This window comes from Desulfobacter hydrogenophilus, assembly GCF_004319545.1.
Classification (GTDB): Bacteria; Desulfobacterota; Desulfobacteria; order Desulfobacterales; family Desulfobacteraceae; genus Desulfobacter; species Desulfobacter hydrogenophilus.
Map to the genome: position 1 here is coordinate 4,247,415 of NZ_CP036313.1, position 23,694 is coordinate 4,271,108.

Below are 23,694 nucleotides of genomic sequence, written 5' to 3' on the forward strand. Positions count from 1 at the left end.
TCCTTAAATTTTAGGGGTTTTAATACTTCTGGCATGCAGCCATTGTTTTGGCCATTCAGTGCCGTGCTCATTTATTAAATTCTTAATTGCGCCAATGTCTTCTTTGCCTGATACTCCGGCAAATGACAGGGCCAGGGGGGATAAAGATAAATTGATCAGGCGGCTACCCTGTGAAGATGTTACGTAATATTCTCGTTTTGGCCGGGCCTGTGCGATGATTTGAACCTGGGTGCAATTGAGGCCCAGACCGTGGTAAAGTTCTTTTTGCGTGTCTTTCCCTGCATCCAGGTTTGGTAAAAATATTTTGGTTGGGCAGCTTTCTGACAGCACATCTAAAAGGCCTGAATTTTTGGCATCAGAAAGGCTTTGTGTGGCTAGGACAACCGCACAATTTGCCTTCCTGAGCACTTTTAACCATTCCCGTATTTTTTGCTGAAAAACAGGATGCCCCAGCATAATCCAGGCTTCATCCAGGATCAGTATGCTTGGCTGACCTTTAAATGCCTTCTCTATGCGATGAAAAATATACAAAAGCACCGGGATTAAGTTTTCTTCACCAAGATTCATTAACTCTTCGATTTCAAATACGGTGTACTTTTCCAGGGTCATGGAATCGGCAGGCGCATCAAGAAGTTTTCCCATGGCTCCCTGATTGGTATAATGTTGAATCGCTTCTTTGAGTTTCTGGTGCTGTATATAATGATACAGGTTGCTTAAAGTGCGGTGCTGATCCGGAGAGTTTCTGATCTGCGTAACAGCATCATGTATGGCTGTTCGATGCTCGGGCTTGATATCAACTTTTTGCAGTTTGGCCAGGGTGGTTATCCAATCTTCTGCCCAGGCTTGTTCAGCATCTGTATCAATATATTTTAAAGGGCAAAAAGCAAGCTGGCTGTCGTCACCGGCAATGTGATAATGGGTGCCGCCTGATGCAGAGACCAGAGGAAACATTGACAAGCCCTTATCAAATGCAAAAATACACGCATCTTTATAACGCCTGAATTGAGCTGCGATCATGGCCAACAAAACGGATTTACCCGCTCCGGTAGGGCCAAAAATCAAGGTATGGCCTAAATCCCCTATGTGCAGGTTCAGCCGAAAAGGGGTTGCGCCGTCTGTAGCGGCATACATCAGCGGCGGAGATCCAGGCGGGTAAAAAGGGCAGGGGGCTTTAGCTGATCCGGCATATATTGTGGACAATGGTAAAATGTCGGCAAGATTCAGGCTGTGCAAAATAATGCGGCGCAGGTTGGAATAATTGTTGGCCGGATGGGTTCCAAGCCAGCCTTCCAGGGCATTGAGGGTTTCTACCCGGGCAGCAAAGCCTTGGGATAAAACCACTTTCCGGATATCCCTGGTTTGCGTCTGCAATAATTCTTTATCTTCATTTAACAGAATGATGTTTCCGGAAAAATAACCGAACCCCACAAATCCGGATTGATTAATTAAATAGGCTTCCTCCGCATCTTCGGCCATCAAGGCGGCATCTTTGTTTGGTTTTGCTTTGGCGTTATTTAAAAGTTTGTCAAAGAAACCAATGATTTTTTGAGACCAGCCCTTCCGGTAATTTTCTATCTGCTGTAAGGCTGTCCATTGATCCATACAGATATAACGGGTGTTAAACCGGTACGGTATGGATAAACTATCTAAACCGGACAGCATCATTGGGTAAGATTCTGCAGGGAAACCGTCAATGGCAACGACACTTATATATTTATCCGCAACTTTTGGGACTATGCCGCCTGTGACATCTTGGGAAGATAAAAGATAATCAAGATACATAGGGATTTCCGGCAATTTTATTTTGTGGCGTTCCCCCATGATAATCCAGTTGATAATTTCCAACAGTTCTGAAAATATGCCATTTTGGAGATGTATATCCTTAAGTTCTCGGAGCCGGAAAGATAACGAGAGCCTGTCCTCGATTTCGATTAGATTATTTTGAAAGTTTTTTAATGCCTTAACACCAGGATCATCCCCTTTCTTTCTCTGGTGTTCATCCTTTTCTTCTGTATATAAAAAGGAATCCATTTTCTGCGCGGATATATCCGGCTTCCAGGTGATAAAAAGATAATGAGTTGTGCGAAAATGCTTACCCTTTTTAAAATATATTCGCCTTTCATCATCAATTGCCCTAGTGATCTTGTCAGGGAAATGATTTTCATTTTTATCAGGATAATAATCTTCCGGGCTCCGGATGCAGTCAAAGTGCAGGGTGAAGCCATCTCCTAAATTTTTTAATGATGCGGATATAGAAGTTGAAAAGTTTTCTAATTCCGTATCAGTTGAACTGTCCGTGTCCAGGGTTGTTATTTCATAGCCCACCAGGAACGAACCGTTTTTGCAAAGGATAACCCCGTTATCTACCATCACGGCATACTGCAAAAGACTTTGCAGGCCCTTTTCTTTTCTGCTCATGGCATTGTAATGGATAGATTTATGCGGCAACTCCGGGCTGTCTTTGGCCGGATAAAATTTTTTATGCCGCACATGCTGCCGGAAGACCTTTGAAAGGATCGGCTCTTTTTTATTTGCTTTCCTGGCCAGGGCAAACCCAACCGACATAATTATCAGACCGATCAGTATCTGCCATGGGCGGTTGCCGCTGGATACAATCAGCACGCCGGCGGCAATACCTATCGGGAAAAGCAAATCCCGTTCTATGCCCATGATCAGGTCTGCGCGATGCAGTGAACGATGTATTGCGATTCGTCGCATTATATTAATGCTCCGCTGCCGAATGTGAACAGCGTATCAATGATCGGTTCGGCTAAGGCCAGCACCGAGATGATACAGACTACCACCAGGAACCCCTTTGTCATGCCGTCCAAATCATCTTTCTTGAACCACATCACAAAAGCAGCCGCCAGGATCATCAGTATTGCAACGGACTTGGCCCACGGCCCGCGTAAAGTTTCCATCAAGGTTTCTGCAGGGGTTTCAAATTCTGAAATGGTTGATGCAAAAGCAGAATCAACAAATGTAATAACACCAATAAAAAAAAAGGTTGGTATAAGTAACGGTAAATACTTTTTCATTTTTAAAACTCCTCTTCAAATAATCAATTGAATTGACAGACCGATAATGATGCCGAAAAGCACGGCTATCGCTATATTCAGTGCATTTGTTCTTTTGTTCACCTCCTTAATTTTTTCTTTGAATTTTTTTGCAAGGACATCTTGCTGGTCAGAAAGTTTTCGTGAATATTCTTCGGCCATAAGTTCGCACACAGTTGCAACGATCCAGACAGGATCATTGTCACCGACTGTCATGTTGTGCCTTTTGGCTATTTCCGCCTGGATTCTGTTTTTCATTCCTGCTGTTCCTGGGCATCAATAATCAGGCCGGATTCATCCAGGATGTTCCAGATTTCATCCCTGGCGATTTTAAGCCGCTGTTTAGCCATGACGTTGAATTTCCCGGAATTGATTGCTTGGGCAAATGTCAGGCGGGACTTGAGCATCAGCTCCAGATCATAGCCAAAAGTATCTTTTTTATACGTGGGCAAAACAATGGTGGTACCGCCCTGATCCCGATTGGTTTTTGCCAGTTTGTGGTTTTCAAAATCAATTTGGCCGAAGAAAGGGTTTACCCATATTGTTATGGGGGTGTCCGGGAAACAGTCCATCAGGGATGCCAGGCCTTGAATGGTATCACCTTCGGCCTGGCCGCCGGTGATCAGGGTATGCAGCGTAAGGTGATGGCCGCTGTCTTTCAGAAAATCGGCAACATTGTTTTCCGACATGTAAGCAGCCAGGGGAACAAATGTGCTGGCGCCGCTGTCAACAACTGCGAAGGCTTCATCCGGCAACTGGATCAATTTTTCTATCATCGTGTCAAATAACCGGCTGTTAATAGAATCACCTTCCATGATCTCTATTTTGGTCGCCTTTAATGCTTCATAGGCTGTCAGGGTTGCATTAATCGGATCAGCGTCCAGGCATGCCAGTAGCTGGTCTCTATCAACCAGATATTGACTTAAAAGACTGGCTGTAAAACTTTTGCCAACACCGCCCTTGCCCTGCAGGATCATATTTATTGATGCCATTTTTTTCCCCTTTATAATTGGTTATGGATGCAGCTTGCTTTGCAGCATCCGGCTTTATCGCCAAGGCACATGGCGTACATGGTGCCCCAGGCCAACATTATGATTTTTTGAAAATCTTTCTTGGAAACTTTGGTAAAATCTTCAAACTGGTGTTCTTTTTTGAATTTGTTAAATAGATATTCGTAGCTTATCCTGTCCTCGTAATAAGCCATGAAATCAAACAGTCCCCTTAACGGCCGTAATTCATCTTCCGTACAAAGATCTATAAAGTCGTTTTGCAGAGTTTGTATCCCTGACCAGATGTATTCCATGGCGTTTTCATAACTTGACGTTGTGATGCCTTTCAGGTTTGTTATCTGCATGTAGGCACATAGTTCAGCTTCAAGTTTTTCAGGGGTGGTATTTTCAATCCATGCCCAGATCGAAATTAACCCTTGGAGCGCAAGCATCTTCTTTTCTGAAACATCGGACCGCTGAAACCGGGGGATCACACTTTGGACTGGTTGGGCATGAGCAGTCTCTCCTATGTCTTTTGAGGCGTTGACAGCCTTTAACTGTTCGTATCCCTTTAATTGAGCTGCTCTTGCTACTTGGCTGCGAAAGATATGGCCTATCATGCCAAGACCGGCCAAGGTAATCCCGTACCCGTCAACTCTTGGGCCGTGATCTTCCACATGTCCCATTGGGATAAAATTTTCTGCCTTAAATAGGGTAGGGACATCCAAATATTGAATTTTTGTCATCAAGGCTTTGTGGGGCTGATCAATTTCCTTGGCCAGTTTCCAGCTTGAAACGCCGAACTCGCCGGTGGGCAATAAAACTGTCAGATCGCTTTCTCTTGGAATTTGTAATGCAGCTTTTAAATATAATTTGTCTTTCTGAGCCTTTTCCATGGCGTTGAATGCCTCAATATACTTGAGTTTCCACTCCATGGCTCTCTTGCCTGTAAAGCCCATGACAAGCAAAACAAAACCGTCACGGGTCATGTTCATTGCAGGCTGTTCTTTATTTTGATCGTTAATATATGAGGACGGCTCAAAATTGAGCCGTCCTAAATCACTAAAGTTTGCAGGTAGCTCTGCTACAATCTGACGAATTGTGCGCAACACATTTTTATGGTCTTTTTCGAAATGTTCTGCCACCATCATAGAAGAAACTGTCAGTTTTCCGCCGGTGGTTGTAATATTGATTTTTTGTTTTTTTATGTTAATGTCCATCGTTAAACTCCATATAATAACAGCTGGTTATTCTCTTTTTTTAATGAGAGTAAACGGTTGTTCATTATCTTTTTCTTCCACAACAGAGTCAGTTTCTGGCGGGTAAGGATCGTTTGAATGGCTGAATTTACCTCGTGTTTTGCTTGAATTTTGATTTATATTTTTTTCTTTTTTGATCTTCTTTTGACCGAAGGGAAACCTTTGATCGTGGTTTTCCATAATTTTTGCCCAAGCGACATAAGACATATGAATTTTATCTTTTTCGATAAAATGATCGTATATGGTCTTTTTTGAGTAACCCTTTGAAAACAAAGTACTTACTTCGTCATGGATAGCCAGATATTGACTTTTACATGAAGGTTTCATAATTCATCTTTCTTCTGTGTGAAAGGGAAGGGTTTATGGTAATTTTTTAATATTTTAGTCCAGGAATTATATGACATATGAATCACACCCTTTTTGAAGAAATAATCATACACAGCTTTGATTGTATAACCCTGCTTAAGGAGCGTTTGCGTTTCATCATGAATAGCAAGGTACTGACTTTTACATGAGGGCTTAGGTCCATTCTCCATAATCTAACCATCTTCTTTCTTTCAAAAACTTTGATAGTCCCGGTATCCAGCGGCCATTATCTCGCTGCCAGTCATGGGACATCTTGTTTTTTAAAATGATTTGTAAAAGTTTTGATGTTTTTGGCAGTTCTCCGGCCCGAACAAGTTTTTTAAAATTCATCCAGGCTTGCCATTGCCCGGTTTGCCGGGGGTATTGATTTAAAACCACATCGAATTGTTTTTTGAGAGGTAAACTATTTAATTCCGCTTCCTGTAGTTGCTTTTCAGCCAGAATCCTTTGCTGTTGTATCTTCTGCAGCTGAAGCTGTAATTGATCTTGCTGCTTTTGTTCTTCATCTTTTTTTCTTTGGAGTTCTTCCGAATAGACATTAAAGACAATGGTTTTAACGCCAAAAAAAGAAAAATTTTCTTTGATCGTTTGACCGTAATGTTTTTCGATTCTTTGTAATGCTATTTTGTTTGGCCCTGACAGGATTACACTGCCGTTCTCGATTTCAGCCACCAGGCAGGGAAGATACTTGGCCGCTAAATTCAATTGGTCTTTAGAAATAATACTCTCTCTGATTTTTGCCCAGGTTGCAGGCTCCTGGCGGTCTTGAACTGATTCTGAATAGTGGGGTAGGGGGGGAGTATTTATATATAATCTATCTACGGTATGATCCGACAAATTGCCGACATTTTGTCGATCGGCAGCATGACACTCCTGATCAATCTCCAGGTAGCTATTTTTTGGTGTTTTTTGTTCAATTTGAGGCTCAATTTCCGGAGCCGTTTCCGTCTGACACCGTTTGGGTGTTTCAACAGGCTTTGATAGCTGAGGTTTTGCTTTGCCAGCCCGTAATTCTCTGAATTTAACGATTCCAGGATGAGCAAGAAAATAATACACGGTCTCTGTCCAGCCGTTAATTTCCTCTTTGACAGCGGTGATCAACTTGGCTTCTTTGAGGGTCTTGATATGTCTTTCAATGGTCCGATAGCATACATTTGTCCGGTTGGCTAATGTGCCCATGTTCACAAAAGTATGGTCCTTACCAACCGCACATCTAATCATAGCTCTAAATGTATTTTGTACACCTGCTGGCATTTTGCCCCCATTTATTGTTATTTTCGGGAACCATAAATCCAGATCATTCGCATAACCATGCGATATCAAAGTGTAATTCATATTTTCCTTTCGAGCCGAAAAAAAGAAAATACTACACCTGCAAGCTTGACAAACTCTATTCGTTGAGTTAACTTCTTAATATGTAATTCATATTAAGAAGCCCAAGGCTTCTGGGAGATCCTTAATGGTAGGCGCCATTAAGGATTTTCTTTTTTTGGGCGGCTTATTAGCTTAAGATTGTTCCTCCGCTAATTTATTTTAAGGTTAACAATAACCCTTTCTTTTCCGCCTTTCTTCTCCCACCTCTAAGGTCTGATAATATATATTATGTAAACTTTTATTCTATCGGACTTTATCTCCAACTGTTTTGTATAATCAAAATGTAATATTGAAATCTGCCCTGCCCGTGTTATATTATTGTGGAATAATATCATTATAGCCTAACTAACCTGAAATCAAAAGGAGCTGCAATGAACACAAATCTTTCCTATCAACAGACCGGGGTAATGACCCGGGTTAATTCGTTTATCAGAAGCACATACAACTGGATGGCCATCGGTCTTGCTGCCACCGGTGTGACATCATATTTTGTCTCTGAAAGTCCTGCCGTGATGCAGACCGTTTACGGCAACCCCATCATGCCCTGGGTATTATTCATCGGTCTTATTGTTATGTGCGGATTTCTCAGTGCACGGATTCAAAAAATGCAGGCAAGCACGGCCACAGGTCTTTATGTGGGACTTACCGTTCTTTACGGTCTCTGCCTGGCCCCGATCTTTATGATTTATACCCAGGCATCCATTGCGTCCACCTTTTTTATCTGCGCTGCGACCTTTGGTGCCGCAAGTGTTTACGGTATGGTAACAAAAAAAGATCTCACCGGTATGGGCCAGTTTTTGATGATGGGTTTGATCGGTATAATTATTGCTATGGTTGTAAATATCTTCCTTCAAAGCTCAGTTATGCAAACCATTATCTCCATGATTGCGGTTTTGCTGTTCACAGGTCTTACCGCCTATGATACCCAGAAACTAAAATCCATGGCAGTTACCCTTCCCATGGATGCAACGGGTGCCATGGTCCGCAAAGGTGCTATCCTTGGAGCCTTAAGTCTTTACCTTGATTTTATGGGATTATTCGTTCATCTGCTCAGTCTGCTTGGTGTAGCAAGGGATTAACGTACAAATTAACAGCTTCATTTCTTTAATAAAAACCCCGGAACAAAATTTTTTGTTCCGGGGTTTTTATTTTTAGGACCGCAGATCAAATAAGCGGAGTGAGTTCCTTCGCCGGCACTGCCTGATAGCGCCCTGCCCTACCCTGCAATGAAGGCCGGTTACCAAGCCTTCAGAACTCAGAACCAGGTGCTGGAAAAAATGCAAAGACTACAAGGAGGAGTCTTATCCGACAGGTGATTGATCTATATTCCGGGTGAATTTTTTGTCAACCCAGCCAAGCTTACCCGACGGCAGTTCAACATAAATCCAGCCATCCGATTCCTGATATATCTTTAAGTTTTCCCCTTTGTAAGCAAGGTTGGTCACTTTAAATGCCATGCCCGGGCCAGATCTTACGTTGAGCGTGTCCGCTGCTACGGCAACCTCACCTTTACAGGTGACTGTTCTGAGTTCATTATTTTGCTGCGCTGCGATTAATGTTGGTGGTGCGACCACCATATATCCATCAGGCACCCGGGTGGTAAGATTCAAAAAGTGTAACGCGTACCCCGCAGTTTCATGACGAAATAATGTAACGGGCAGATATCCCGCCGCTATATCCCGCCAATCAAATAAAAAATCATACCCCGCCTATCCCGCCGATAGACCTCGCCGCTGCTTCTTTCAAAATTTGGTACATATAATCTCCCTGATTCAAATTTTGGAGAAGAAATAATGGCAAAGAATTCACGTGGAAGACGACCTTGCTCTATTTGCCGGAAATGGTTCACCCCTGATGTAAGACAAAAAGGGCGGCAGAAAACATGTCGTTCGGCTTGCCAAAAAGAGCTTCATCGAAGGCAATGTGAAAAGTGGAACAGGAAAAACAAAGCTGTTTGCAAAAACAATTATCTGGCAAAAAAACTTGAAGAAGCTGAGGAGCAACAAACATCTGGGAACCTTCCTTCGCTTTCATATCAAAAACAGACAAAACCTGTTTTGCCAATGGAAGTCATTATAGCAGAATACGGGATCAAGCCGGCAATTATCATTCAATATCTGGTTACCCAGGTTATCAGCCATAACAATGAAAAAATACAGGGATTCCCATAAAAGACCCTCTGGCATAAACGACTAATCGAGTATAGATTTTAAGATACATGATTGGAATAACTCATTGTAATATAAAGGGATATTAACAGACTAATCGAGTTTTGATTCTAAGAGACATCATGAGGATAACCAACTGATAATACAAGTAGATATCAACAGAATAATCTCTATCTCAGTTTAAGAGGCAACTGACAGGCGACTCTAACCGGTGATATAAAAAAGCACCTGAAATTTTAAAAATAAGGAGGTGTCTTGTGAAAAACAGATTTTCATCCCGGCAATTATTTGAACTGAGAAACAATATCCCTGTAGATGTGTTGATCAGGGACCATTTACAGATTCTATCCAAGATTAGAGATGGTTATTTTCGTTTTCTATGCCCTTTGTGCAATGAATTTCAAACCGCTGTAAATCCAGCCACGAACCTGGCCAGGTGCTTCAGATGCGAAAAAAATTTTAATACCATTGACCTTGTCATGAAAATCAAGGGCTATGGATTTAGGGATAGTGTCTTGTTTTTGAAACAAATAAATACTGTACCCCAGGTTCAGGCCGCAAAATTGACGGCCCTTGCCGCTATGGTCGGCAGGCCTATGCCGGGAGGGCAGTGAGTATGGAACGGCTGCTTGAGCTTGAAACCCTGATTGGTCGAAATCAAGAATGTTTTTACAAAATCGGCCAAGCCTTGAAAGAAATTCGTGAGAATCGTTTGTACAAGCAGGCTCTGTTTGAGTCATTTGAGGCATATACCAGGGCACGGTGGGATATGGGCAAAGCCCATGCTTACCGGCTGATTCGAGCCTATGAAGTAATTTACAACCTGTCTCCAATTGGAGACAAACTGCCGGCCAACGAATCCCAGATCCGCCCCCTTACTCAAATGGATTCCATAGAACAACGCCGTATCTGGAGGGCGATTATAAACAGTGGCATGGAACTGACCGCACGAAATATCAAAAAATTTATTGAGGACCAGAAAACGGCTCCGGTAAGTAAACCGGATCTGACAGATCGAATTACCCATGAATACATGGCTGTTGTAAAGGCAATGCTTGAACAGGTCCGTGTGGCTCAGCATGATCATTGGCAGAAGACCTCCCGCCAGGCAGCATTGTTGTGGCATCGGGTCATATACGAAAAGATTGTATCAAAGGGGGCAGATAATGGATGACCTGACTATTGATGACCGCTTTCATTTACTGCTGCACAAAAAAATCATGAATAAAACCGGATCTACCAAGAGACGGTCCAAAAAATATTACAAGGACCAGTACAAGAAAACCGGAATTATCCCGGCGCCCCTTTTACTGGTTGAAAAAGGAATTATGGAAGGCCGTAAGTGCAGCGGACGGCCCAGAGCAATAGATGAGCAAACCAAAAGACGGTTTATTGAGATGGTCAAGGCGTCATGCGACCCCTCATCCCAGGGATTCATTTTTATCACCCGGAAAGCCAGAACCATTAAAAATTATCATCACTGGCTTGAACAAGAGCTGGGCAGAACCATCAGTCTTCCGGCACTTCGGCGATGTGTCAAAAGGGAAAATCTCAAATTTTACCTGGAAAAAGAGGATAAGCAGGATCAGGTCCCGGTAATGCATGCCTTCAAGTCGGTGCCGGTATTTGCTTTGATCCAGGTTGACGGCTGTAAATTTCAATATTTAAGGATCAGAGATGAACACGGTAACTGGCAAAAACCACAGGTAATTGAAATATTTGATACCGCTTCCAGGAAAATGTTTATTCTGGACTTTTATTTTACCGAAAGCAGCCTGAACTCTGTGGATCTTTTTACCCGTTTTTTGTTGAGTACCCCTTTGCCTTTGCAAAAAATTGGTATCAGACCTGACCAGGCAAAAGGATTTTTAAATCTAAAACGCCCCATCAATGCCATTAACCTGAAGCATTCTACACCGCAAGGCTTCTATTTGGCACCGGATTTTTCAAAGGCGTATTCACCCAAAGATAAGGCACATCTAGAATCTTCACACCGGAGCCTGCACAATTTTGAAATACGTATTATCAAAGCCTTTGAGGACAGGATTGTGAAAACCGTTACCGAATATGACTTCAAGCGGGGAAGAAAGGAAAAAATTACTGTAACCCTTCTTGATATAAGCCTTCAGGAACTAAGGAGCAGCACTATGCTCAGCGAATATCGTAACGAACATAATCATACACAACATTATTTTACCGAAGACGGGGTGGTCAGTGCCTGGGTGCCGGCACAGAAATTTGATGATTTTTTATCAAACCAGGCAGATACCCTGAATTTTACCCCGGACCAGGTTCAGGAATATATGAAATACGGCTACAGGAAAATCAAAGCCACCGTATCCAAAACCAGGACCATCCGCCATGACAAGCGCGATTATTATGTGACCCGTGGTGCAGATAAGTTCAGCAAACATAAAAGCACACCGGTGAAAATATCCAAATACAAGGACAAGCTTTTTATTTTTGAGCAGGGTGAAGACGGTATACTGTTGGGCGAAGCCATTGCAAAAAAGCCGTTTGACAGACCGCCGGCACCAGAACCTTCGCCTGTGCCGCCTGATGAACTTGACACCATTATCGCTCTTTTAGAAAAGCACAATATGGCCGTTGACCGGCCTGTTTTAGTCGACGTTTTTCATAAGGGCCTCACCCTGGCCCGGGCGGAACAAGTGCTTGATCATAATCAATCAAGGTACGCGGATTACACAAAAAAGATAAACCAGCCGGATGACCGTAAAAATCAGGCCCTGTTCAATGCATTTATGCTTGATTGCCAAAAATCGTTAAATACGAACCATGTAGCCATTTATGCATCCCATGGAGACATAACATGAAAGAGGATTTTATCAGTGATAAACGAAGGGTCTCATACTTGGCTGCCACTTATAACCGGATCTACAGAGGCCAAAGCGTGCTCATGGAGGGTGATTTTGGTGCAGGAAAAACTCGGTTTTTAAAATTGCTGCATCCCAAAAAGCTCCATGCTGTATGGGTTGAGTCTCTGTTCAACATACATGAAACCCTGGCCGCGATACTTAAGGAATTAAATTATGAGGCCACCGCCACCTACCGCCGAACTCCCCAGTACCTGAAAATGATCTGTAATCTCTCCAATTGTTTTATCATTATAGATGAGGCCAATGACTTGGACACCCGGGTTTGGCCATATCTTAAACGGATTATTGATGCCGGGGTTCCCATCGTATTTGCAGGACTTCCGAATGTGAGAACTTATTTGAGCCGGAACCATCCTGATATACTCAGCCGGTTGAAAACCCTGATTTTGTATCCCATAGAGGTCGAGGACTTCATTGAAAAATACAAAGATATCCAGCAGGAAGCCGTTGAACAGATTTATATGTCCGTTAAGGGCGATATGCGCAAATTTAAAGAAATCTGTACAGACTGCCGGGACAGGGCAAAGGAGTTAAACCACCAATTTGTTGATATTAATCTTGCCCTGGAATTTATATCAGATCTCCCTCCTCAATAATCCTTACCACAACTTATCTGCATTAACAGGCCATCCTTGGTATAATCCGAGGTTGGCCTGCCTGTATTTTATCCTCATATGTTTTGACGCCGATTTCTGTTTGATTCATTTTTGAAAAACGCCAAACCACAGATCATTATTGAATTTTTCTTACGCCGTTACATTATTTTGTAACTCTGCTTTTATTGGTGTTTCGCTACAACAAGTTTAAATCAAAAACAAATTTGACATTTTTGTTAGAATCTTAAATCCATAATACCGTTACATTATTTGAATCTCATCACCCGGGCATAATAAATTCCCTTAAAATAGTAATACTTTACACCCTGGACCACCCTGATACCATATCCGGTCGGAAGCGACGAAACAACTGCGCCTTCAGGTGCTTCAACAAGAACATACCCGGCCGGATCTTTACGATAAAACATACCATCTCTCATAAACAAGTGCTGGGTGCCGATAATAATAAGGTCAAACAGCGGATTGGGCCCATGGAAAAACCCTGGGTGCGGCATTGGATGACCGGCAAAACAGACTGTTTCAGCCGCCAGGACACCGAAAGCCGCCAGAGAACCAAAAATGATTTTATTTTTTTTTAAATCAGCCATATTAATACCTTTCTTTATATTCCATCAGATATGCTTAATTGTTTCTCTGGGGGCCTCCGCCCTGCCCTCCCTGGGGTGCATTATCCGGAATGAGCAGAAGTCTGTCGCCATTTCTGTCCTGTTTGCATGTTCCCGTAATTGTCTCTCCATTGGAAGCTTTAAAGGATGCAGTATCGCCTTCGGACTTTCCTTCACAGGCAGTAAATGCTTCCTGGGGCGGTCCGCCCTGGGGTCTGCCGTTATTACTCCGGGCATATGCCAGGCTTGTATTCAGGTTAAATGCGATCAGAACCCCTGTCAGGGCAAGCGTTATGGTTGCTGGTTTGCAGATATGAATTGTCATTGTTTTGTTCTCCTTTATGGTTAGGACCGCAGATTAAATAAATTGGGCAGAAATAACGCCGAATTTGGGTTCATCTATAAGGCGCATTAAAGGTTGAATAGCAGTCCTCTTGGACCTTTGATGCAACGAAGTAGATGGGCCAAAAGGCAAGCTATTTCGTTCAAGTTATTTAATCTGCGGTCTTTAATGTAATTCCGGGATTCACACAAAAATGCTGCCCCGGATATGGATTAAATAATAGCTATATATTGAGAGGAGAGGTGGAGAAAATTGTGAGATAAAATAGAGCATTTACTCTTTTTGATAAAAGACGTTTATCAGACGAGTAGCCCTCGCCTCACCCTTGGGCTTGACTTGCCAAATTTTATCCCCCAATAACAGATCAAAATAAAGCCCTGTGAAAATTAAAATTCAGGAGATTGAATTCGCCCTTGCTATCCAATCGGTAGTCAGGATATTCTACAATTAAATCCATTGCAGCGGTTAAGGTTATTGACCTTGCTCAGTAATCCGTCCCAATCTGTGTAGTGTATGGGAAGAATTCTGAAAAAGCTGAATGGATACGTTCAGCGAAATCCCGAAACAAAAAAGTGAATTTCATACATAACAGATTTGAGTAGTCCAAATATACTTTTCAGGGGGGGGGCATAAACTGATTGCCAATCTTAAATTTTTAATTCTCCTTTGGGGAATCAACCTGATACCGGTCCTCCTGGCCTATTTAATGGAGGAAAAATGGGATACCCCGGTTGACAGGGGCATGCAGTTCAGTGATGGTCAGCCTCTTCTGGGCAACCACAAAACCATCCGGGGGGTGGTTGGGGGGATTTTGGCTGGCGGTGCTGGCGCCCTCATCCTAAACCTGCCACTATGGGCTGGGGTGTCGATCGGGATGCTTAGCATGGCCGGGGATCTTTTGAACAGCTTTATTAAACGCCGCCTGGGAAAAACCGAGGGTCAGGAATTCCCTGTCATGGACCAATTCCTGGAAGGGGCATTGCCCTTGGTCGTCCTGGTCCCCCTTGCCCAGGTGTCCCTGGCCGGTGGGATATACCTTCTTCTGATTTTTGTTGCCACGGCCCATGCTGGTGCCAAGTTCCTGAACCAGATTCTGAGAGCAGAGCCATTTGCAGGATATACTCGACGACTGAGGTCCAGGACCCGCTTCCGGGAATGGCGTGGTTGTCAGACCATCGGGTATCCTTTTCATCCCATCATCAACATAGAGCGGAGCCTGTATTACAACGCTTTCATGAAAACGGTGTTCAAAGGCCTGGGGCTTTATGCAAAAGGAAAGCAGAACGCCTTGGATATCCATTGCAGGGAATTGGAATTTGTTTTCCCCAACCTTCCTCCGGCCTTCGATCAGTATACGATCTTGTTCATATCGGACCTTCACCTGGATTGTATGGAGGGTATTACTGAAAAGGCCAGGGAGGTTGTGTATAGATTGAGCCCGGATCTCTGCATCCTTGGCGGGGATTACCGGACCGAATCATGGGGTTCCTATTCTATAGCTATGGAGAACATCAAAAATCTGCTTGCCAATATCTGTCCCAAAGACGGAATTTTTGCGGTCCTGGGCAATCATGACTGCCTGGAAATGGTCAGCCCGCTGCGGGAAATAGGGGTCAGGTTCTTGATTAATGACAATGCTGCCATTGAGAGGTCAGGGGACCGAATCTGGATTGCAGGGGTGGATGACCCGTATTATTTTGAGGGTCATGACCTTGAAGACGCATTTATTGGCATTCCGGAAAATGGCTTTTCCATCCTGGCTGCCCATACCCCGGCGATTTTTAAGGCTGCGGCAGGCTTCAGGCCCAATCTCTACCTTTGCGGCCACACTCATGCCGGCCAAGTACAGATCCCCGGAATCGGACCGGTGATCACTCATGCCAGAGTGCCCCGAAAAATGATCTATGGCCAATGGCAGTTTGGTTCCATGATGGGGTATACCAGTTCAGGATTAGGTACTTCGGGCCTTCCGGTCCGGTTCGGCTGCCGGGGAGAGGTGGTCCTGATCCGTCTAAAAAGAGGGACAAAGCAGCCTATTCAATCGAGTGAATAGAGAAATTTAACCCATCAATGCGTCTTATCTCAAATTCCGTTGCTGAAGTATTTCCGGGATATTCCGCCTGCCGTTAAGGATACAATTTTTTTGACTTCATACCAGGGAATCCCAATTGCTGATACAGTTGAATAGCTTCCCCAAAACATTGAGAAGAATAAAGGTGGGGACGGCAGTGACGCCGGGACAGTAATGGGCAGCCTTTTCCGGCTTTGAAAAACCGGTGCTTTCAAAGGTTACCTCAGACGGGACCATGAAGCGAATTTATCCAAGTGGTCAAAGTGGCCGATATCCCAGGCATGGCACCAATATTTACACAAACGTTGTTTTGACACGAAATCAAGTTATTTTTGGCAATCGGTATAATCGTACATATTCTCTTCTAAACGACTCCGGATTAAATCACATGCATCTTGAAGGGCTTCATTGGTAATGGTCTGGGCATCTGCTGATAGTTCCCGTATCTTTTCTTCATCAATCTCGGTAATTTTATTGATGGCAAATTCGTCCACCTCGCCATCCTCTGCAAGAAGACCGCATCCGCCAATAACACCCAGGTATTCCTCTTTAAAAAAAATTGGAACAACCAGCTTGAGCAATCCGGCATCACACTCCTCTATCACTGCCTCTTTTGTAGTGCGGGCCTGGTTGGACATATTCATATGGGCAACAGCACAGATAAAACTCTGTCCTTTTTCAGTGGATTTGATCACCGGGCACAGGGAGTTGGACCAATTGGCGTTATCAGTGATCCGCACCCCCTCGGTGTTAAAAACAGAGCTTTGAAAATGAAATTCATCCGCCAATTCCAATTCAAGTTCAATCCATTTTTCAACGGGCATAAGATCGGTTAACTGCATATTATACTTACTCCTTGTTTTTTTCATAGAGAATCAATTTTAATTAGTGGTGCGATTATATAAAAACCCAAAATAGGTATCAGCAAAATATAGACCAAGACTATCCTATCCCCTAAAAATTCAAGTACCATTGCGCCAGAAAGGGTTAAAGATAAAGCGCTTAAAGGTATTTCAGCCTATATTCGACAATTTAAATTTAGTATATCATTTAGTTAATAGCTCAAGAATGATTCGCAAAATCGCACCTTTACTGTCGCATTTATGCCCGGGTTTTAATGGGAACAAGATCCCTTGATATGAAGTGACATTGAGCCACGATCAGAAAATCCAAAGTTGACTTTTCATTTTAAATTGCTAACTTTTTGATTTTTAAATGGAGAAACAAGCAGGCTACATACCTGTGATGAAATAAAAAGAATATAATTTAGGAGATCAATCATGAAACCTGTTGCCATCATTAAGACAGGAAACACATTTTCTGATATTAAAAACAATCACGGCGATTTTGAAACCTGGATAGCAAATGGGCTCGGTTCTGCTACTCCTGCCATTGAGATCATTGATGTAACATTGCACCATCCGTTGCCGCAACCGGACAGCTTGGCTGGGGCCGTTATTACCGGTTCCCATGACAATGTCACTGATAATCCGCACTATTGTGCAGAATTGGAAAGTTGGATCCGCCGAATGGTCGCAGCTCAGACCCCTTTGCTCGGGATCTGTTTCGGTCATCAAATTATAGCAAAAGCTCTGGGTGGCGTGGTGGATTTTCACCCAGTCAGCCTGGAAGTCGGAACCAAAGAGATCCAATTGCTTGAGACTGGACAAAAAGATATGCTGTTCCGGGGCATGCCGGATCGATTTAAGGCTCATGTCTTCCATTCCCAAAGCATACGGGAACTGCCCGGAAAGGCTGTTATACTGGTAAAAAACAGCTTTGAACCCTACCAGGCTGTAAGATTTGCTCCCCGGACATGGGGGGTGCAGTTTCACCCCGAAGCTGATGATGCCATTGCAAAATGTTATCTTTTTCATTTAGCCGATGATATCAGAAAAAGCGGTCAGAGTTTGAATCAACTCAGCGCCCAGCTGGAAAAAACCCCTTATGCCGCCGCTATTCTTGAGCGATTCGGCCACATACTCTCAACCATGGTATAAGGGGCGCTTTACAATTACCCTTGCCCCTAAAAATGAAGAGTTACTTCCCCTGCTTCCAAGCCCCCAAAGTTATCTTCGGCGATCAGCTTAGCCAGAATAAAGAAAAACACCATTTCAAAACCGGTCATCTGTCTGCTGCTTTAATTCCTCCACGATTTTGCGTAATTCTTCATTCTCAGCGATCATGTTGCGCATTTCGGGGAAACGGTTTATATTTTTTCGGACGGACTGTTTTAAATATTTTGTTTCAACTTTATAAAGGGATGCAAGATCCCTGTCTAACATAACTTTAGTGCCCCGGATAATATAAATTTTTTCTGTAATTTGTTCAGTGGCAACAAGTTCTATTTCAGTCACTTTGTCTCCTATCTTAATGTTACAGGCTGTGATATTAAAATTTGGCTCTTGTCGCGTTTTGGCGTCTTGTTTTTATGTTGGTTTTTAGGATCATTCACAATTCCAGTTCCGAATTTTTTGGTAGTCACTGAGCATAAAATCCATCTCATTTTTGGTTATAGCGGCCCCGGAGTCTTTAAGCGGCGTGTAAAAAGCAGGTGCCAGGGTCTCATCGCTCGGGGTCATGCCTTCTCGCAGGTTGAATTCCCGGGCTTTGGCTGCCACGTTCAGGGCGATGCCGGACAGGTTCTCCTTTGATCCGTCCATGCCTGTGGCTGCTGTGATCATTTCTCCAAGCAGTTCCCAGGGGTAAAGGTCTCGGTAAAACTTGCACAGGATCAAGGTGTCAAACAGGGTGAGTCTGTCTTCAAAATCAATAAAGAGTTTTGCTTTGCCCTCCATCTGTCTGGGATCTATCATGCCGGCCAATTCAGGTTTATAAAAGGTTGCCCGCAGATGGCAGGCTCCCCGATCTGAGGCGGCATAGGCCAGGCCCATACCCTTGAGTACCCTGGGATCGTAGCCCGCCGGTTCCATGCCCTTAACATGCACAGCCTGATCCTCCATACCAAAGACTTTCGCAGCATGGCGAATGCCCTGGGCCAGGGTCCGGCCGATGCCCGCTGCATTGGTCGCAATTTTAACAAGCAGTTCTTCGATAGCCCGGGCGTCACCGAATTGGATGGCATAGTCGGATTTTCCCTGTTCGTGGGCCATCATGGCAAAGGCTGCCAAATTGCCGGCAGTGATGGTGTCAATCCCCAGACTGTCGCAAACATGGTTGAGCCGGACGATCTGCTCCACCTCCTCTACCATGCACAGGCCGCCAAAGGTGTATAGGGTCTCATACTCCGGCCCTTCCAGCACCAGTCCCTTGTGTTCCCCCTGGGTGACCTTTGTCATCCGGCCGCAGGACAGATAGCATTTGGCGCAGGCATGGGGGGTGACATCGCATTGGCTGTGCAGAGCCTCTGCCGATATTTTTTCCCAATGAGGGGCGTATCCTTTGGTCCAGTAGCGGGTGGGAAAAGCACCAGCATTGTTCATGACCTTTACCATCTGGGAGGTACCCATGGACTTATAGGCCTGGGCCACGGGATTATCTTTGGCCTCGGCAGCCATGGCCTTCGCAAGTCGGGTCAGCCCTTTTTTATCAAAAACTTCCCGTTTTTTGTTTCCGGAAAAAACAATGGCTTTCAGTTTCTTTGCACCCATGACTGTGCCGGTTCCGGCCCGTCCCGCACACCGCCATCCATCGTTTTTAATGATGGAAAATTTAACCCCGGCCTCGGCTGCCGGGCCGATCACGCTGAGTCCGGTTTTCCAGCCCTTGGGGTACTTGTCGCTGAATTCGGATTTAACGACGGACTCGGTTTCAAAGGTGTCTTTACCGGCAAGGTGGCAGGCGTCGTGGAAAAAGGCCCCTTCCGGAGTGATTTCCATCAGGGTCAAACCGTCTGACCTGCCGTGAATAACAATGGCGTCAAAGCCTGTGGCGGCAATGGCTTCAGGGACCTTACCTCCGGAATAGGACTCGGCATAGAGACCGGTCAAAGGGGATTTGGTAAAGACCCCGTACCTGGAACTGCCCCAGGTGGCGGTGCCGGTAACGGCGCCCGTGGCAAAGATCAGACGGTTTTCCGGCGAAAGGGGATCAATACCCGGTGGGTTCAGTTCCGTCAGCAGCCAGGTGGCAAGCCCCTTGCCCCCCAAAAATTTTTCGTACACCGTCTGATCCACGGTATTGATTTCTGCTTTCTGATTAGACAGATCCACGTAAAGAATCTGATTAAAGAAACCTTTCACTTCCACCTCCTTTTTTTCTCGAAATGCCTATCTCTTATTGACGGTTATGCGAAGGAGATTAACCATCCCTGACAACGAAAAGCAAGAATAAATTGATTTTTTAAAGGTCCGACAAATCGAGATTTTTGGAAATTAACCGCGATAAGTTGTTTTTTATATGACGGCCTTGATCAGCGGGGCAAATAACCTTGCCATTCACGCTCCATAGGACTTTGACTTAATCAATCCAAGGATTAAAAAATAGATGACAAAATCTGCTTTGTATCAAGCAACGCCCGTGAAATATTACTGCGTTTGCGCCCAAGCTGGATGCGGACACTTGTTTTTTTGACAAACTTTGCATCCACTGTCTTTTTCAAGATGGTTTCAATGTCAGTCAGGGTGCGGGTCATATGGTCGGGGGAGAACTCCAGGACCAATACATCCGGGGTAACATCCAGACGTTTGACCCCGGCCTTGATGGCAAAAATCCTGAGCATGATTTTAAGCAGCATGTTTTCAGCCGATTTGGGCAGCTTACCATACCGGTCCACCAACTCTTTTTTCATGTCGGCGATGTCTGATACCCGGGTCAGTCGTGACAGTCTTCGGTAAATGGTCAAACGCTGCTCCACAGATTCGATGTAATCATCTGGAAACCCCGAAGACATGGATGCGTTGATTTCAGGTTCCAGCGGGTCGGTGACATGCTCACCCTTCATATCTTTAACGGCATGGTCCAAAAGTTTAAGAAACATATCATAACCCACGGCTGCAATGTGACCAGACTGGGAGGCGCCTAAGGCCGTCCCTGCCCCGCGAATCTGAAGGTCTTTCATGGCAATCTGAAATCCGGACCCAAGGTCCCGGTGTTCCATAAGGGCTGCCAGCCGCTTTCTGGCATCTTTGGTAAGCCGGGACTCATCTGAAATAAACAGATATGCGTAAGCCTGGTCGTCCCCCCGTCCGATACGGCCGCGCAGCTGGTAGATCTGGGACAGGCCGAAACGCTCTGCGTTGTCTATAATCATGGTGTTGGCACTGGGGATGTCCAGCCCCGATTCAATAATGGTGGTGCAGACCAGCACATTGATCTGCTGGTGAATGAACTGTTCCATCACCTTTTCAAGTTCGGTTTCGGACAATCTGCCATGGGCCACACCGACCTTTGCATCGGGAATCATTTTTTGTATATTTTCGGCTGTTTTGAATATGGTTTTTATGTTGTTGTGAACAAAAAAGACCTGGCCCTTTCTATCCAGCTCTTTGGTAACCGCTTCCCGGACTACTGCATCTTCGTAGTTGGTGATGTATGAAATAATGGGCCGGCGGTCTGCGGGCGGGGTGGTAATCACGGAAATATCGCGCATACCAGTCAAAGACATGTGCAGGGTTCTTGGAATGGGTGTGGCAGACAGTGCCAGGACATCCACCGCAGCCCGTTTTTCTTTTAATTTTTCCTTGTGCTTGACCCCGAACCGCTGCTCTTCGTCAATAATCAAAAGCCCCAGGGACTTAAAGATCACATCCTTTTGCAATAGCCTGTGGGTACCGATGACAATATCCACTTTACCTGCGGCGGTTCTTTTTAAGATATCGGTCTGTTCTTTTCTGTTACGGAAACGGGACAGACACTCGGTGGTGACCGGATAATCATTGAAACGCTCCCGGAACGTATTCAGGTGCTGCTCGGCCAGGATGGTGGTAGGCACCACCAACGCCACCTGTGTGCCGTCGTTCACCGCCTTGAACGCGGCTCGGATGGCCACTTCGGTTTTTCCATAGCCCACATCCCCGCAGACCAGCCGGTCCATGGGTTGATCCTTTTCCATATCCAGGTGGACATCGTCTATGGCACGCAGTTGATCCCTTGTCTCTTCATAGGGGAAGCCTGCTTCAAAATCATTGTAGTAGTTATCCGGACGGCTGAATGAAAATCCTTTGGCCACTTTGCGCCGGGCATACAGATCAAGCAGGCCTGCTGCCATTTTTTCAACTTCGGCCTTGGCCTTGGCCTTGGAATTTGTCCAGGATTTGGATCCTATTTTATCCAGCACGGGGGTGTAGCCGTCCACTCCGATATACTTGCCGATGACCTCCATCCTGTCCACGGGGACGTAGAGCTTATCATCATCCTGGTAGACCACCAGAATAAAATCCTGGGTGATGCCGGATACCGTAAGGCTGAACAAACCATCATACCGCCCTACCCCATGCTCTAAATGAACCACAAAATCGCCGTTTTTAAGCTCTTCGGGAGCAATGAACTCCGCCTTTAAATCCCGTTTTGCCGACACCCTGCGCCGGATTCGTTTTTTGCCGAAAATCTCACCTTCGGTCACAATACTAAGATTTTCCAGGTCCGGGATAAAGCCTGCGCTTAAAGCGCCCACGGTAAAATATAAGCCGGGCTTCATATCGGAAAGACCACTGAAATTGCGGCAAAATTGCGGCTCGATGCCGTAGGGCGCAAGAAGTGCATTCAACCGCTTTGCCTGGGCATCCTGGCTGAGCACAAACAAAATGTATTGAACATCCTGCTGCTGTTGCCCAATCCATTCCACCAAAGGGGTTAACGGTGTGGCGTCTTTTGTTCTGTTGCGCAAGGATTCCGACAGCGCCCGGTTGTCTGAACACTTCAGGGAAAGAACATTAGCCGTACCTTTGTCCCGTTCCAGCATGAGCGTTTTAAAACAAAGGGTTTTAGATGCAAATATTTTTTCTTCGACGGTCTGCCAGTTCCGGCAAATGGATTCCGGGGGCAGGCTTAATCGTTTTTCATCAGCCAGGGTACTAAAATGATGCTTTAACCCGTCATGGAACTCCTCTGCCTTTTGAGGCAGCACATCGGCATCATCCAGTATGAAAAAGGTGTTTTCCGGTAAATAGTCGAACAAGGTGGCCAGGGAATCATACACAATGGGCAACATGGACTCGATGCCGTCAAACCGCCCTTTGTCCCGGATCTGGTTGACGTAATCCCGGATTCTGTCCGCGGTAAGTCCGGCCTGGGCGCCTGCCTTTCGCAGACGGGCCTGGACATGGGGCAAACTTTGTTTTGTGATCACAGCTTCCGTGGCCGGAACAATAATGGTTTCAGCAAGTTCCTTTGTGCCGCGCTGGGTATAGGGCGAAAAATGGCGTATGGATTCCACAAGATCCCCAAAAAATTCCAGGCGGACCGGCTGTTTGAGCCCCGGGGAAAATATGTCAATAATACCACCCCTGACTGCATACTCACCAGGGTCCTCAACAAGGGTGGATCTGGTATACCCGCTTGCTTCAAGATTTTCCAGCAACCGATCCCTGTCAATCTCTTCATTTGCCATAACCAGTTCAAAACTGTCTGTCATGACGTCTTTGGGCATCAGGAAAGATAAAAGCGGATCAACATACGTCACCAGAAGAAACCTGTCCCGGATGGTCTCACTAATGCTGAACAGGGCCGCAAGTCTTGAGGCAGATGTCTCTTTATGAAAGGAAATATTCTTGGCACCCGGATAATGGCTGCCGGGGAAAAAAATGATGCGCTGCCGGTCGGTCGGCATAAAAAATTGAAGATCCGAAATAAAGGCTGCCGCTTTTTTTGCATCGGGCAAGACAACGACCAAAGGCTGGTTCAAGCGGGAAAACATTTGGGCAATCGTCCACGCTTTCGGAGCATAGTCGTCACCCATGGCAAGCATGGTATGCTTATTTTTTTTCAACGAATTTAAAATGGCATAAATCATTTAAAGCCCCTGGGGATTTTTAAAACAAAGCTGAGAA

24 protein-coding genes are annotated in these 23,694 nt (G+C 45.0%); 8 read left to right on the forward strand and 16 right to left on the reverse strand.

The window, feature by feature from the left end; genetic code table 11:
* Positions 1-3: 3 nt before the first annotated feature.
* Genes EYB58_RS18880 through EYB58_RS18915 form a run of 8 tightly spaced genes read right to left on the reverse strand, consistent with a single transcriptional unit; the run spans position 4 to position 7,005 of the window.
* The gene (locus tag EYB58_RS18880; RefSeq protein WP_111953171.1) at positions 4-2,718 is read right to left on the reverse strand and encodes a VirB4 family type IV secretion/conjugal transfer ATPase; all 2,715 of its coding nucleotides are present in this window, start codon (positions 2,716-2,718) and stop codon (positions 4-6) included.
* On the reverse strand, positions 2,718-3,038 hold the full coding sequence (locus tag EYB58_RS18885; RefSeq protein WP_111953173.1) for a TrbC/VirB2 family type IV secretion system protein: 321 nt from the start codon (positions 3,036-3,038) through the stop codon (positions 2,718-2,720). Before EYB58_RS18885 ends, EYB58_RS18880 begins: the two co-directional genes overlap by 1 nt.
* Before the next feature lie 15 nt (positions 3,039-3,053).
* Entirely contained in the window at positions 3,054-3,314 is a 261-nt protein-coding gene (locus EYB58_RS18890) for a hypothetical protein (RefSeq protein ID WP_111953175.1), read from the reverse strand.
* On the reverse strand, positions 3,311-4,048 hold the full coding sequence (locus tag EYB58_RS18895; RefSeq protein ID WP_111953177.1) for a P-loop NTPase family protein: 738 nt from the start codon (positions 4,046-4,048) through the stop codon (positions 3,311-3,313). The genes EYB58_RS18890 and EYB58_RS18895 overlap by 4 nt, the downstream gene beginning before the upstream one ends.
* Positions 4,049-4,059: 11 nt before the next feature.
* Positions 4,060-5,265, reverse strand: a complete 1,206-nt coding sequence (locus EYB58_RS18900) for a Rha family transcriptional regulator (RefSeq protein ID WP_111953179.1) — start codon at positions 5,263-5,265, stop codon at positions 4,060-4,062.
* A gap of 27 nt (positions 5,266-5,292) precedes the next feature.
* A complete protein-coding gene (locus EYB58_RS18905; protein WP_111953181.1) occupies positions 5,293-5,631 on the reverse strand; it encodes a TraK family protein in 339 nt (112 codons plus the stop codon).
* On the reverse strand, positions 5,628-5,840 hold the full coding sequence (locus EYB58_RS24525; protein ID WP_020586435.1) for a TraK family protein: 213 nt from the start codon (positions 5,838-5,840) through the stop codon (positions 5,628-5,630). The genes EYB58_RS18905 and EYB58_RS24525 overlap by 4 nt, the downstream gene beginning before the upstream one ends.
* A complete protein-coding gene (locus EYB58_RS18915) occupies positions 5,824-7,005 on the reverse strand; it encodes a helix-turn-helix domain-containing protein (protein ID WP_242637434.1) in 1,182 nt (393 codons plus the stop codon). The genes EYB58_RS24525 and EYB58_RS18915 overlap by 17 nt, the downstream gene beginning before the upstream one ends.
* A 410-nt stretch (positions 7,006-7,415) precedes the next feature.
* On the opposite strand from EYB58_RS18915, the gene EYB58_RS18920 reads away from it, so the two are divergent.
* On the forward strand, positions 7,416-8,123 hold the full coding sequence (locus tag EYB58_RS18920; RefSeq protein ID WP_111953185.1) for a Bax inhibitor-1/YccA family protein: 708 nt from the start codon (positions 7,416-7,418) through the stop codon (positions 8,121-8,123).
* Between the two features lie 222 nt (positions 8,124-8,345).
* Here EYB58_RS18920 and EYB58_RS18925 read toward each other — a convergent pair whose 3' ends face one another.
* Complete coding sequence (locus tag EYB58_RS18925; protein WP_242637435.1) at positions 8,346-8,654, reverse strand: SH3 domain-containing protein; 309 nt, start codon at positions 8,652-8,654, stop codon at positions 8,346-8,348.
* Positions 8,655-8,837: 183 nt separating this feature from the next.
* Here EYB58_RS18925 and EYB58_RS18930 point away from each other — a divergent pair, with 183 nt between their 5' ends.
* The 5 genes from EYB58_RS18930 to EYB58_RS18950 all read left to right on the forward strand — a co-directional run bounded on the left by EYB58_RS18930 (position 8,838) and on the right by EYB58_RS18950 (position 12,705).
* Positions 8,838-9,215, forward strand: coding sequence for a hypothetical protein (locus EYB58_RS18930; RefSeq protein WP_111953187.1), 378 nt, complete (start codon positions 8,838-8,840; stop codon positions 9,213-9,215).
* Between the two features lie 254 nt (positions 9,216-9,469).
* Positions 9,470-9,826: a CHC2 zinc finger domain-containing protein gene (locus EYB58_RS18935; protein WP_111953189.1), complete on the forward strand. Its 357-nt coding sequence runs from the start codon at positions 9,470-9,472 to the stop codon at positions 9,824-9,826.
* 2 nt (positions 9,827-9,828) lie between these two features.
* On the forward strand, positions 9,829-10,386 hold the full coding sequence (locus EYB58_RS18940; RefSeq protein WP_111953191.1) for a DNA methylase: 558 nt from the start codon (positions 9,829-9,831) through the stop codon (positions 10,384-10,386).
* The gene (locus EYB58_RS18945) at positions 10,379-12,046 is read left to right on the forward strand and encodes an integrase (RefSeq protein ID WP_111953193.1); all 1,668 of its coding nucleotides are present in this window, start codon (positions 10,379-10,381) and stop codon (positions 12,044-12,046) included. Before EYB58_RS18940 ends, EYB58_RS18945 begins: the two co-directional genes overlap by 8 nt.
* The gene (locus EYB58_RS18950; RefSeq protein ID WP_131071983.1) at positions 12,043-12,705 is read left to right on the forward strand and encodes an AAA family ATPase; all 663 of its coding nucleotides are present in this window, start codon (positions 12,043-12,045) and stop codon (positions 12,703-12,705) included. The genes EYB58_RS18945 and EYB58_RS18950 overlap by 4 nt, the downstream gene beginning before the upstream one ends.
* A gap of 266 nt (positions 12,706-12,971) precedes the next feature.
* Here the strand turns inward: EYB58_RS18950 and EYB58_RS23630 are convergent, their stop codons facing one another.
* Both EYB58_RS23630 and EYB58_RS18960 read right to left on the reverse strand, forming a co-directional pair.
* On the reverse strand, positions 12,972-13,313 hold the full coding sequence (locus EYB58_RS23630; protein ID WP_207309090.1) for a DUF6515 family protein: 342 nt from the start codon (positions 13,311-13,313) through the stop codon (positions 12,972-12,974).
* A 34-nt stretch (positions 13,314-13,347) separates the two neighbouring features.
* Positions 13,348-13,656: a hypothetical protein gene (locus EYB58_RS18960; RefSeq protein WP_111960416.1), complete on the reverse strand. Its 309-nt coding sequence runs from the start codon at positions 13,654-13,656 to the stop codon at positions 13,348-13,350.
* A gap of 724 nt (positions 13,657-14,380) precedes the next feature.
* Here EYB58_RS18960 and EYB58_RS18965 point away from each other — a divergent pair.
* Positions 14,381-15,727: a CDP-archaeol synthase gene (locus tag EYB58_RS18965; protein ID WP_111960418.1), complete on the forward strand. Its 1,347-nt coding sequence runs from the start codon at positions 14,381-14,383 to the stop codon at positions 15,725-15,727.
* 96 nt (positions 15,728-15,823) lie between these two features.
* On the opposite strand, the gene EYB58_RS23355 is transcribed toward EYB58_RS18965, so the two are convergent.
* On the reverse strand, positions 15,824-15,982 hold the full coding sequence (locus EYB58_RS23355) for a hypothetical protein (RefSeq protein WP_163354392.1): 159 nt from the start codon (positions 15,980-15,982) through the stop codon (positions 15,824-15,826).
* 89 nt (positions 15,983-16,071) lie between these two features.
* Positions 16,072-16,587: a PocR ligand-binding domain-containing protein gene (locus EYB58_RS18970; protein ID WP_163354394.1), complete on the reverse strand. Its 516-nt coding sequence runs from the start codon at positions 16,585-16,587 to the stop codon at positions 16,072-16,074.
* Between the two features lie 438 nt (positions 16,588-17,025).
* On the opposite strand from EYB58_RS18970, the gene EYB58_RS18975 reads away from it, so the two are divergent.
* Positions 17,026-17,745 carry a glutamine amidotransferase gene (locus EYB58_RS18975; RefSeq protein ID WP_111960422.1) on the forward strand — a complete coding sequence of 240 codons (720 nt, stop codon included), beginning with the start codon at positions 17,026-17,028 and terminating at the stop codon, positions 17,743-17,745.
* 114 nt (positions 17,746-17,859) lie between these two features.
* On the opposite strand, the gene EYB58_RS18980 is transcribed toward EYB58_RS18975, so the two are convergent.
* From EYB58_RS18980 to mfd, 3 genes are all read right to left on the reverse strand, one after another.
* Positions 17,860-18,102 (reverse strand): ORF6N domain-containing protein, encoded by a 243-nt coding sequence (locus EYB58_RS18980; RefSeq protein ID WP_111960424.1) that lies wholly within the window; start codon positions 18,100-18,102, stop codon positions 17,860-17,862.
* Between the two features lie 90 nt (positions 18,103-18,192).
* Entirely contained in the window at positions 18,193-19,947 is a 1,755-nt protein-coding gene (locus EYB58_RS18985; protein ID WP_111960426.1) for an aldehyde ferredoxin oxidoreductase family protein, read from the reverse strand.
* 233 nt (positions 19,948-20,180) lie between these two features.
* The gene (mfd, locus tag EYB58_RS18990) at positions 20,181-23,657 is read right to left on the reverse strand and encodes a transcription-repair coupling factor (RefSeq protein ID WP_111960428.1); all 3,477 of its coding nucleotides are present in this window, start codon (positions 23,655-23,657) and stop codon (positions 20,181-20,183) included.
* Between the last annotated feature and the right edge of the window lie 37 nt (positions 23,658-23,694).

What these genes read in the sequence shown, in the direction of transcription:
- EYB58_RS18880 (WP_111953171.1), bottom strand. Translation starts at nt 2,718, where the DNA reads ATGCGACGAATCGCAATACATCGTTCACTGCATCGCGCAGACCTGATC.
- EYB58_RS18885 (WP_111953173.1), bottom strand. Translation starts at nt 3,038, where the DNA reads ATGAAAAAGTATTTACCGTTACTTATACCAACCTTTTTTTTTATTGGT.
- EYB58_RS18890 (WP_111953175.1), bottom strand. Translation starts at nt 3,314, where the DNA reads ATGAAAAACAGAATCCAGGCGGAAATAGCCAAAAGGCACAACATGACA.
- EYB58_RS18895 (WP_111953177.1), bottom strand. Translation starts at nt 4,048, where the DNA reads ATGGCATCAATAAATATGATCCTGCAGGGCAAGGGCGGTGTTGGCAAA.
- EYB58_RS18900 (WP_111953179.1), bottom strand. Translation starts at nt 5,265, where the DNA reads ATGGACATTAACATAAAAAAACAAAAAATCAATATTACAACCACCGGC.
- EYB58_RS18905 (WP_111953181.1), bottom strand. Translation starts at nt 5,631, where the DNA reads ATGAAACCTTCATGTAAAAGTCAATATCTGGCTATCCATGACGAAGTA.
- EYB58_RS24525 (WP_020586435.1), bottom strand. Translation starts at nt 5,840, where the DNA reads ATGGAGAATGGACCTAAGCCCTCATGTAAAAGTCAGTACCTTGCTATT.
- EYB58_RS18915 (WP_242637434.1), bottom strand. Translation starts at nt 7,005, where the DNA reads ATGAATTACACTTTGATATCGCATGGTTATGCGAATGATCTGGATTTA.
- EYB58_RS18920 (WP_111953185.1), top strand. Translation starts at nt 7,416, where the DNA reads ATGAACACAAATCTTTCCTATCAACAGACCGGGGTAATGACCCGGGTT.
- EYB58_RS18930 (WP_111953187.1), top strand. Translation starts at nt 8,838, where the DNA reads ATGGCAAAGAATTCACGTGGAAGACGACCTTGCTCTATTTGCCGGAAA.
- EYB58_RS18940 (WP_111953191.1), top strand. Translation starts at nt 9,829, where the DNA reads ATGGAACGGCTGCTTGAGCTTGAAACCCTGATTGGTCGAAATCAAGAA.
- EYB58_RS18945 (WP_111953193.1), top strand. Translation starts at nt 10,379, where the DNA reads ATGGATGACCTGACTATTGATGACCGCTTTCATTTACTGCTGCACAAA.
- EYB58_RS18950 (WP_131071983.1), top strand. Translation starts at nt 12,043, where the DNA reads ATGAAAGAGGATTTTATCAGTGATAAACGAAGGGTCTCATACTTGGCT.
- EYB58_RS23630 (WP_207309090.1), bottom strand. Translation starts at nt 13,313, where the DNA reads ATGGCTGATTTAAAAAAAAATAAAATCATTTTTGGTTCTCTGGCGGCT.
- EYB58_RS18960 (WP_111960416.1), bottom strand. Translation starts at nt 13,656, where the DNA reads ATGACAATTCATATCTGCAAACCAGCAACCATAACGCTTGCCCTGACA.
- EYB58_RS18965 (WP_111960418.1), top strand. Translation starts at nt 14,381, where the DNA reads ATGGAGGAAAAATGGGATACCCCGGTTGACAGGGGCATGCAGTTCAGT.
- EYB58_RS23355 (WP_163354392.1), bottom strand. Translation starts at nt 15,982, where the DNA reads ATGGTCCCGTCTGAGGTAACCTTTGAAAGCACCGGTTTTTCAAAGCCG.
- EYB58_RS18970 (WP_163354394.1), bottom strand. Translation starts at nt 16,587, where the DNA reads ATGCAGTTAACCGATCTTATGCCCGTTGAAAAATGGATTGAACTTGAA.
- EYB58_RS18975 (WP_111960422.1), top strand. Translation starts at nt 17,026, where the DNA reads ATGAAACCTGTTGCCATCATTAAGACAGGAAACACATTTTCTGATATT.
- mfd (WP_111960428.1), bottom strand. Translation starts at nt 23,657, where the DNA reads ATGATTTATGCCATTTTAAATTCGTTGAAAAAAAATAAGCATACCATG.